The organism is Bradyrhizobium sp., assembly GCF_049512235.1.
Taxonomy (GTDB): domain Bacteria; phylum Pseudomonadota; class Alphaproteobacteria; order Rhizobiales; family Xanthobacteraceae; genus Bradyrhizobium.
This window is the reverse complement of the sequence record NZ_JBEKXH010000582.1, coordinates 1-3697: the sequence shown is the minus strand read 5'-3', so window position 1 is coordinate 3697 and position 3697 is coordinate 1. Positions and strand designations below refer to the sequence as shown.

Here is a 3697-nt window from a genome sequence, read left to right as displayed (position 1 = left end):
CTTGAGCATCGGATTGACGATCTTCACCCATCCACCAACCGGTAGCAAACATCGAGACCACTCGATCCCATGGGTTTCGAACAACGCTGAACTTGAAATAGCGATTCCATTTCTCTTCCCCGGACTGGACACGAATCTGGCGAGCGCTCAGATGTTTGGTCTGCGGCGAAATCAGCCACCAATCCCTACCGGCCAACGCGACCTCGATGCTTGTGCCTCCCGTACGCGCAATGTGCACGAAGACCAGTCGGAAGTCGTCCAGCAGCATGGCCCCGCCTTCGCAGCATTCGAAGACTCGATCGCCAAACGGATCGCTGGTCGCAGCATAGTTATTCGAATCAAAAATCACGAATTAAATTGCTGTTAACTACGGGGACCTCGACATCAGATTTGTGAAAATATGTTTCTGCCGATCCTTCGGCCCTGATCGTCGCAAGGAAGCGGAGAACCGACATTGCTTGTCGCGCGCGATTCCATTTCATCCTCGCCGGAACACTGTCGCGCGCACTCCGCTCGACGGATTGCCCCAACGAAGGCGGGGAAAACGGCGAAAATACCTGTGATCGCGCCGCAAAGTTTTGCTAGCGTTGCCCGCGATGACGATCCAGCAATCCATCCCGGTGCCATCGGAAGCGACAGAGCCCGCGGAGGCTGCGGCGCGGGTCACGCCGATGATGGAACAATACCTTGAAATCAAGGCCGCCCATCCCGGACTGTTGCTGTTCTACCGGATGGGCGACTTCTATGAGCTGTTCTTCGAGGATGCCGAAATCGCCTCGCGCACCCTCGGCATCGTGCTCACCAAGCGCGGCAAGCATCAGGGCCTGGACATCCCGATGTGCGGCGTGCCGGTGGAGCGCTCTGAAGACTATCTGCACCGCCTGATCGCCGCAGGCCATCGGGTTGCGGTCTGCGAGCAGACCGAGGATCCGGCGGCGGCGCGGGCGCGCGGCAACAAGAGCGTGGTGCGCCGCGACGTGGTGCGGCTGGTCACCCCGGGCACGCTGACCGAAGAGGGCCTGCTCGACGCCAGGGCCAACAATTATCTCCTGGCGATCGCCCGCGCCCGGGCATCGAGCGGCGGCGACCGCATCGGGCTCGCCTGGATAGACATTTCGACCTCCGAATTCACTGTCACCGAATGTTCGAGCGGCGAACTCGCCGCGACGCTGTCGCGCGTCAATCCCAATGAGGCCATCGTGCCCGACGCGCTCTATGGCGATCCCGATCTCGGACCGCTCTTGCGCGGACTGCCGGCGGTGACGCCCTTGACCCGCGATGTGTTCGATGGCGCCACCGCGGAACGGCGGCTGTGCGATTATTTCGCGGTCGCCACCATGGACGGCCTGGCCACGATGTCGCGGCTTGAAGCCACCGCCGCCGCGGCGGCCGTCACTTATATCGACCGCACCCAGGTCGGCAAGCGTCCGCCGCTGTCGCCGCCGTCGCGCGAAGCCAGTGGCACCACCATGGCGATCGATCCCGCCACCCGCGCCAACCTCGAACTGACGCGCACACTGGCTGGCGAGCGGCGCGGATCGCTGCTCGATGCCATCGACTGTACCGTGACCGCGGCCGGCTCGCGCCTTCTGGCGCAACGGCTGGCGGCGCCGCTGACCGACAGCACCGCGATTGCACGCAGGCTCGATGCGATCGCGGCCTTTGTCGCTGATGCCGCCGGTCGCGACGATCTCAGGACCACGCTGCGTACAGCGCTCGACCTGTCGCGCGCGCTGGCGCGATTGTCGGTCGGGCGCGGCGGTCCGCGCGATCTCGCCAGCTTGCGCGATGGCATCCTCGCCGCCGACGCGGCGCTGGCGCAACTTGCCACGCTTGAGGATCCGCCGCAGGAGATCATAGCCGTGATGGCTTCGCTGCGCCGGCCCTCGCGCGATCTGGCGCGCGAATTCGCGCGCGCGCTGGCCGAGCAGCTGCCCCTGATCAAGCGCGACGGCGGTTTTGTTCGCGAAGGCTATGAGGCCGCACTCGACGAAAGCCGTAACCTGCGCGATGCCTCGCGCCTCGTCGTTGCCGCGATGCAGGCGCGCTATGCCGAGGAGACCGGCGTCAAGGGCCTGAAGATCCGGCACAACAACGTGCTCGGCTATTTCGTCGAGGTCACCGCCCAGCATGGCGACAGGCTGATGGCTCCACCTTTGAATGCGACCTTCATCCATCGCCAGACGCTGGCCGGCCAGGTCCGCTTCACGACATCCGAACTCGGCGAGATCGAAGCCAAGATAGCGAACGCCGGCGACCGCGCGCTCGGACTCGAACTCGAAATCTTCGAACGGCTGTGCGCGATGGTGGTCGCCGCGAGCGAGGATCTGCGCGCCGCCGCCCATGCCTTCGCGGTGCTCGATGTGGCGACCGCGCTGGCAAAGCTCGCGGTCGACGACAATTATGTGCGGCCGGAGGTCGACAGCTCGCTTAGCTTTGCGATCCAGGGCGGCCGGCATCCGGTGGTCGAACAGGCGCTGAATCGGGACGGCCAGCCCTTCATCGCCAATGCCTGCGACCTGTCGCCGGTACCCCCACCCTACCCTCCCCCGCAAGCGGGGGAGGGTAGGGTGGGGGCGGGCCAGATCTGGCTGATCACCGGCCCGAACATGGCAGGCAAATCGACCTTCCTGCGCCAGAATGCGCTGATCGCGCTGATGGCGCAGATCGGCAGTTTTGTCCCCGCCGCGCGGGCGCGGATCGGGATCGTCGATCGCTTGTTCTCCCGGGTCGGCGCCGCCGACGATCTGGCGCGCGGCCGTTCCACCTTCATGGTGGAGATGGTGGAAACCGCTGCTATCCTCAATCAGGCCAGCGAACGCTCGCTGGTGATATTGGATGAAATCGGCCGCGGTACCGCGACCTTCGACGGCTTGTCGATCGCCTGGGCCTCGATCGAACATCTGCACGAGAATAACCGCTGCCGCGCGCTGTTCGCGACGCACTATCATGAACTGACCGCGCTATCGGCAAAGCTGCCGCGGCTGTTCAATGCCACGGTGCGGGTCAAGGAGTGGCACGGCGACGTGGTATTCCTGCACGAAGTGCTGCCCGGTTCGGCCGACCGCTCCTATGGCATCCAGGTCGCAAAACTCGCCGGCCTGCCCGCGCCTGTGATCGCGCGGGCCAAATCGGTGCTGGCAAAGCTCGAGGCCCAGGACCGCGGCCAGACCGCGCGGGCACTGGCCGACGATCTGCCGCTGTTCGCGGTGACCTCCCGCGCCGCCGCCGAGCCGGCACAGCCGGGCGAGGCGGAAAAGCTGATCGAAGCGGTGAGGACCCTGCACCCGGACGAGATGTCGCCGCGCGAGGCGCTGGAGGCGATCTATGCACTGAAGGCGAAACTGCCGAAGCCGTAGCGGTCATTGCGTAATGCAAGCTCGTCATGCCCGCGCCTGTCGCGGGCATGACGAGTCCTTGGCTACGCTCCCTGGTATGAAATATCCAAAACAACCCCATGCAAAGTAGCCTGGCGGTCGCTGACAGTGACTCGTAGCCCGGACGCGCGCAGCCGGAGCCGGGTCCCGGATATGGTTTCGCTCATCCGGGCTGCGGGCTGAATAGAAACGCCGATCTTCATCAGGGCGGTGTTTTATTTCCGCCGACCACCGGATGCGATGTCATCCCAGCTCTCCCCGGCGACGAATGGAGCTAAGCCCGCAATTGGTTGAAATATCGTTGGATTTCGGATCGATCG

The 3697-nt window shown here is 64.5% G+C and carries 2 protein-coding genes; one reads left to right on the top strand and one right to left on the bottom strand.

What is annotated here, in order from left to right; all coding sequences use genetic code 11:
• Nucleotides 1–349, bottom strand: a 349-nt coding sequence (locus ABSG20_RS32145) for a sulfotransferase family 2 domain-containing protein (protein ID WP_423868478.1), incomplete at its 3' end; no start/stop codon positions are given.
• A 247-nt stretch (nucleotides 350–596) separates the two neighbouring features.
• Between ABSG20_RS32145 and mutS the strand changes: the two genes are divergently transcribed.
• Nucleotides 597–3359: a DNA mismatch repair protein MutS gene (gene mutS, locus ABSG20_RS32140; protein WP_423868477.1), complete on the top strand. Its 2763-nt coding sequence runs from the start codon at nucleotides 597–599 to the stop codon at nucleotides 3357–3359.
• The last annotated feature ends 338 nt before the right edge of the window (nucleotides 3360–3697 follow it).

Coding starts and splice junctions, on each gene's coding strand:
- mutS (WP_423868477.1), top strand. CDS start 597: ATGACGATCCAGCAATCCATCCCGGTGCCATCGGAAGCGACAGAGCCC.